Below are 5458 nucleotides of genomic sequence, written 5' to 3'. Positions count from 1 at the left end.
CCCGCATACACCTTTAGCTTACTTATAAAACGCAAAGCATACGAAGTTATGAGCATTATAAATCGTACAGCGGATATTTTGCTATTTAAAGCAAACACTGGAAAAGCTATTTAATGTATAATTTCGACGAAAATCCAGAGTTAAATATCACTCCGCTCGTCGATATTATGCTTGTTTTGCTAGCGATTTTAATGGTCGCGCAAACGGCGATTATCTACGATGAGAAGATCGAACTGCCTAGTGGCTCAAAAGCACAGGTTTCGGAAAATACCGCGGAATTCTTGCTTGTGCGTATCGGCGAAGATCGCAAGGTTTATATCGACAAAAGCTCGATGAGCCTAGCTGAATTCCCGGATAATCTCGTGCTGCTTAAAGGCACCGGCAAGTATAGCTTGGAAAAACCCGTCTATATCCAAGCCGATAAGAGACTCGTTTATGACGATGTAATGTTTGTCTTAAAGAGCTTAAAGCAAGCGGGTTTTACTAAAGTCGCGCTTCAAACAAATGGCTAATTATTCAAATTTTACGGGGGTTAAATACGATAATTTTAAATCGTTTTTAATCGCCCTTTTTGCCTATCTGCTGGTGATTTTCGTTCTTTTATATCAAATTTCAAAGCCGCAGGAAAAATTTAAAAAATATACCGACAATCCCAACGATTATATGGATGTTACTTTTGATTTCGAAATAGATGATAAACTTCCGTCCGCGCCTGAAATCGCTAAAGAAACGAAGCAGGGCGAGTTTGAAAATAAGAATATTAAGGACGTGCCGGAGGATAAAATTAAGACTACGGCGCAAGTAGTTCCGCCGCCTCCGGTGCAGGCAAAGCCGAAAGAGCCCGAAAAGCCGAAGGAAGAGCCAAAACCGGAACCTAAAAAGGACGAGCCTAAAGCTGAGCCCAAAAAAGAGGAGCCCAAGCCCGAGCCTAAGTTGGAAGATAAACCTTCCGAAAAAGTAGTAGAGAAAAAAGAGGAAACTAAGCCGGAGCCAAAAAAAGAGGAAAAACCGAGCTTGAGCGATCTTTTTAACGGCGTTAATATACCAAAAGTAGAGGAAAGCGCCAAGGCTAGCGATGCGGTTCAGAGCAATAAAAAATCCGATAAAGAAACCGCCACCTCTAGTGCTAAGGATAAAGCGGCATCTAAAAATGCTGTCGTCAAATCCGATAAGCTTGGCGGCAGGACTCAAAGGACTGGGGAATTTAACGCCTACCTCGGCGCGATAGAAAAGAGGCTTCAGGTTCTATGGAGCCGCTACGTAGCGACCACGAAAGATGATGCGACGATTATTATAACTTTCGGTGCAGATGGACGAGTCGTGGATTATAAAATCGATGAGCTGGGAAGAGAGACGGAATTTAACCAGAAGCTGCGGGATTTCTTGGATAATCTATCAACCCAAAGCTTTCCGAAGTCTCCGGATGGGGCGGCGCATGAGATCAAGACTAAGATGTCTGATGTGATGAAGTCGAATTAGAATTTTTTAAGGAAAATAGTGAAAAAATTTTTTGGTATTTTTGTGTTTTGCTGTATGCTTTTTTCGGCGGATTCGGAACAGAATTTTACTTATGAAAGAAATTCCGTTTCGCAAAAATCTGGTAAAATTCAAATTTCAAAGGAGCTAGATGCTTATTTTTCGCAGATGGCGTCGAAATTGCAAGCTCTATGGACGAAGTATCAAATAGGTATTTCCGATGAGGCTAGAGTCCGCATAGAATTTAGCAACAATGGACGAGTTTTAAATTATCAAATTTTAGAGCTTGGGCGTAGCACAGAATTTAACCAAAAGCTAAGGAAATTTTTAGATGAGCTTCCTAAGCGAAGCTTTCCAAAATCACCGGATAATAAATCTCACACATTTGAAATGGTATTATCCGACGTAGCAAATTAAATTTAAGGAGAAAAGATGAAGAAACTACTTTTGATTCTTGCATTTTGTAGTAGCATTTTCGCGGCAGATGCGACTATGTCTATCGTAAACGAAGGGGTAAATCTACCTAAAATCGTTGTTCAGGATGCATCGAACCTTGCAAATTCAGAATTTGGCAACAAATTCTTTAAACTTATGGTGGGTGATCTAAAGGTCGGTGCGACTTTTGAAGTCAGCGACGAGTATCTACAAAGCAGCTACGATGCGGACGCTTCCAGCAATTTGGGTTCTAGCGGCGCCGCTCTCATCGTGCGCTACGCGGTAAGTGATAAAAGTTCGCCGATGAGCCTAAAAGCCAAAGTACTTGAAGCGAACAGCGGCAGGGTGATGTATGAGAAGAGCTTTACGCTTTCAAATGCCGAAAAGTATCCGTTTTTAGCCCATATGGCGGTATCTGAGATCGTCAAGCAGCTAGGGTACTCAAACGTCGATTGGATGAAGGAGATGATTTTGCTCTCTCGCTATACTTCGACGCGCGAGAGCGAGATCATGGTGGCTGACTATACGCTTACCTACCAGCAGGTGGTGCTTCGCGGCGGATTAAATATTTTCCCTAAATGGGCGAGCGCGGCGCAGAACGAATTTTATTACACCTATTACGTCAATAAAAATACGCCCGCTATCTATAAATTTAATCTATCCAACGGTAGCAAGAGTAAAATTTTTACCGGTCACGGCATGACAATAGCTTCGGATGTAAGTGCCGACGGCAGAAAGCTTCTAATTACCAATGCGCCTAAAGATCAACCCGATATTTATTTGTATGATATAGCCTCGGGCAGCGCTAAGCAAATTACTGATTACGCTGGCATTGATGTAAATGGAAATTTTATCGACGGCGATTCGCGCGTGGCTTTTGTGAGCGATCGTTTAGGTTATCCAAACGTATTTGCCACTAGCATAAACGGCGGCAACGTTCAGCAGCTCGTCTATCACGGCAAAAATAATAACTCCATCAGCACAAATGGTAATTACGTTACTTACTCTAGTCGCGACGGCGGGGGCGGATTTAATATATATTTAATCTCTACTCAAACCGATATGATTCGCCAGTTAACGGCTAGTGGCAAAAATATGTTTCCTAGATTTTCTAGCGATGGCGGTAGCATTATGTTTATCAAGCAAGACGGCGGCGGAAGCTCGGTAGGTATTATCAGGGTTAACGAGAATAAAAGTTTTCAATTTCCGTTAAGAGTGGGTAAAATTCAATCGGTTGATTGGTAAAATATTAAAAAATCTCGTGATATAATGACTTCAATTTTTTTTGAAAGGATAGAAAATGAAACATTTAGTTTTATCTTCGATAGCAGTTGCTGCTCTATTATTGAGCGGTTGTTCTAAAAAGACCCCAGAGGCCGATACTACAAGCACAAGTAATGCAGATAGACTAGCTGCTTTGGCATCTCAGATCCAAAGTGAAGTTGGTACTGTTTATTTCGACTTTGATAAATTTAATATTAGAGCCGATCAGCAAGGCACAATCAATAATAACGCAGCTCTATTCAATCAAGCAGGCGCAGAGTCTCTAACCGTTAAAGTTGAGGGTAACTGCGATGAGTGGGGTTCTGATGAGTACAACTATGCTCTTGGTCTAAAGAGAGCTACTGCAGCTAAAGACGCATTGGTTGCTCAAGGCGTAAATGAGAGCAGAATTTCCGTAGTAAGCTACGGCGAGAGCAATATGGCTTGCACAGAGCATTCTAAAGAGTGCGACGCTCAAAACAGACGCGACGAATTCAAAGTTGGATTCTAATTTGAAATTTAAAAATTTCACGGTGGCGGCTCTTTTGGGAGCTGCCACTTTTTTAAATGCAGAAACTTCCGCATTTGATGCTGGCAATATTGATTCAGGTAGCTCTTATGGACTAACCGAAAACGAACAAGTATTACGCGATAACCGCAAGCGTATAAGCGAGATGCAAACTAGTGTAGATAATACACGCGAGAGTGTCGAAGGTTTGCGAAGCGTCCTTGAAGGAACAAATTCTAAAATTTCGAACCTGGAAAATAGGGTGGCAGATCTAGAAATTCGCGCTACGGGCAAAAGCCAAGGCAACAGCGAGCTAGATCAGATGAAACGAGATATCGCAACTATAAAAGCCCAAATCGCTGAAATCAATAAAAAATTAGGTAGCGGCGGCAGCGTAAAAAAAAACGCTGAATTAGACGCAGGCACTGCTAGTACAAAATCAGATTCCGATTTTAAATCAAAAGATCAGGCTTCAGTATTGAAAGAGGCCGACACTTTATATGCCAAAAAAGACTATTCCGGCGCAAAAGAGCGCTACAATTATTTAGTATCTAAAAATTACAAGCCCGCTAAGGCAAACTATATGCTGGGCGAAATTTCATATTTTTCCGGCTCATACGCAGAAGCGATAAACTATTATAAAAAGAGCATCTCGCACAACGAGAGCCAAGACTACACCCCAAAGCTACTCTATCACACCGCGATCAGCTTCGATAAGATCGGCGATAAAGACAGCGCAGATAAATTCTACAAAGCGCTAAAGGCTTCATACCCGGACTCCAAAGAAGCCAAAGCCGCGCCCACTAGATAACCTAAATTTAAATACAAACTCAAAATAAAATTCTAAACAGGAGAAAACTATGGCTAACAACCGAGTTATAAAGATGCATTATGAGCTAAAAGACGGCAAAACCGGCGAAATTTTAGAGTCAAATTTAAACTCCGACCCGATCGCCTTTCTTAGCGGCAAAGATCAAATCATCCAAAAGCTGGAAGATGAAATTTTAAATCTACAAGCGGGCGAGAGCAAAACGGTTCTAATAAGCCCGAGCGACGGGGTCGGCGAGTATAGAGAAGACGCCGTGCAAATCCTGCCTAAAGAGCAGTTTGCGGGCATCGATCTGGTCGTCGGTATGGAGCTTTTCGGTCAGGCGGAGGACGGCGCGACTACCCGCGTGAGCGTTAAAGCTATCGGCGAGCAGGACGTTACCATCGATTTCAACCACCCGTTTGCGGGCAAGGAGCTGGAATTTAATATAAAAATCGTCGAGAACCGCGAAGCGACGGCGGATGAAATTCTTACCGGGCAGCCGGAGGGTGCGCACAGCTGCGGCTGCGGACACAACCATCACGAGGGGCATGAGTGCTGCGGCGGACACGGACACGATCACGCAGAGGATCACGAGTGTTGCGGAGGCCATGGGTATGTAGACGGTCATGAATGCTGCGGAGGCCACGATCACGGGAAAGATCACGAGTGCTGCGGCAGGCACCATCACGAGCATTAGGACTTTTTTATGAAATTTGCTTTTATCTTCCCAGGGCAGGGCTGCCAAAGCGTAGGCATGGGCAGGGAGTTTTATGAGAACTCCGCCTCTGCGCGCGCGCTTTTGGATGAGGCTTCAGAATTTACCGGCATCGATTTTAAAAATTTACTGTTTGAGCCTAGCGATAAGCTCGACGTTTCGGAATTTACGCAGCCTGCGATTGCATTAAATTCTATGATGGCGCTTGCGGCGCTGCAAGAAAGAGCGGATCAAGAAAAGCTTAGCATCG

8 protein-coding genes and 1 pseudogene are annotated in these 5458 nt (G+C 43.4%); all 9 read left to right on the top strand.

Annotation, left to right across the window (positions count from 1 at the left end):
- Positions 1-114: pseudogene (locus Q0257_RS07900) on the top strand (MotA/TolQ/ExbB proton channel family protein); the annotation flags it as partial.
- Positions 114-512, top strand: a complete 399-nt coding sequence (locus Q0257_RS07895) for a biopolymer transporter ExbD (RefSeq protein ID WP_005869629.1) — start codon at positions 114-116, stop codon at positions 510-512. The pseudogene Q0257_RS07900 and the gene Q0257_RS07895, both read left to right, overlap by 1 nt.
- On the top strand, positions 505-1479 hold the full coding sequence (locus Q0257_RS07890) for a TonB C-terminal domain-containing protein (protein WP_298023726.1): 975 nt from the start codon (positions 505-507) through the stop codon (positions 1477-1479). Before Q0257_RS07895 ends, Q0257_RS07890 begins: the two co-directional genes overlap by 8 nt.
- 18 nt (positions 1480-1497) lie before the next feature.
- Positions 1498-1893, top strand: coding sequence for a TonB C-terminal domain-containing protein (locus Q0257_RS07885; protein WP_298023723.1), 396 nt, complete (start codon positions 1498-1500; stop codon positions 1891-1893).
- Between the two features lie 15 nt (positions 1894-1908).
- Positions 1909-3156, top strand: a complete 1248-nt coding sequence (tolB, locus tag Q0257_RS07880; RefSeq protein ID WP_298023719.1) for a Tol-Pal system protein TolB — start codon at positions 1909-1911, stop codon at positions 3154-3156.
- Positions 3157-3211: 55 nt separating this feature from the next.
- A complete protein-coding gene (locus Q0257_RS07875) occupies positions 3212-3685 on the top strand; it encodes an OmpA family protein (RefSeq protein WP_291938293.1) in 474 nt (157 codons plus the stop codon).
- Between the two features lies 1 nt (position 3686).
- Positions 3687-4493: a tetratricopeptide repeat protein gene (locus Q0257_RS07870; protein WP_298023717.1), complete on the top strand. Its 807-nt coding sequence runs from the start codon at positions 3687-3689 to the stop codon at positions 4491-4493.
- A 49-nt stretch (positions 4494-4542) separates the two neighbouring features.
- A complete protein-coding gene (locus Q0257_RS07865) occupies positions 4543-5190 on the top strand; it encodes a peptidylprolyl isomerase (RefSeq protein ID WP_298023714.1) in 648 nt (215 codons plus the stop codon).
- A 9-nt stretch (positions 5191-5199) separates the two neighbouring features.
- On the top strand, positions 5200-5458 hold a 259-nt coding region (locus Q0257_RS07860), incomplete at its 3' end, for an acyltransferase domain-containing protein (RefSeq protein WP_298023711.1).

The sequence above is a fragment of the uncultured Campylobacter sp. genome (assembly GCF_938018035.1).
Lineage (GTDB): Bacteria > Campylobacterota > Campylobacteria > Campylobacterales > Campylobacteraceae > Campylobacter_B.
The sequence above is the reverse complement of the archived record's forward strand: the minus strand, read 5'-3'. Positions and strand labels throughout refer to the sequence as shown.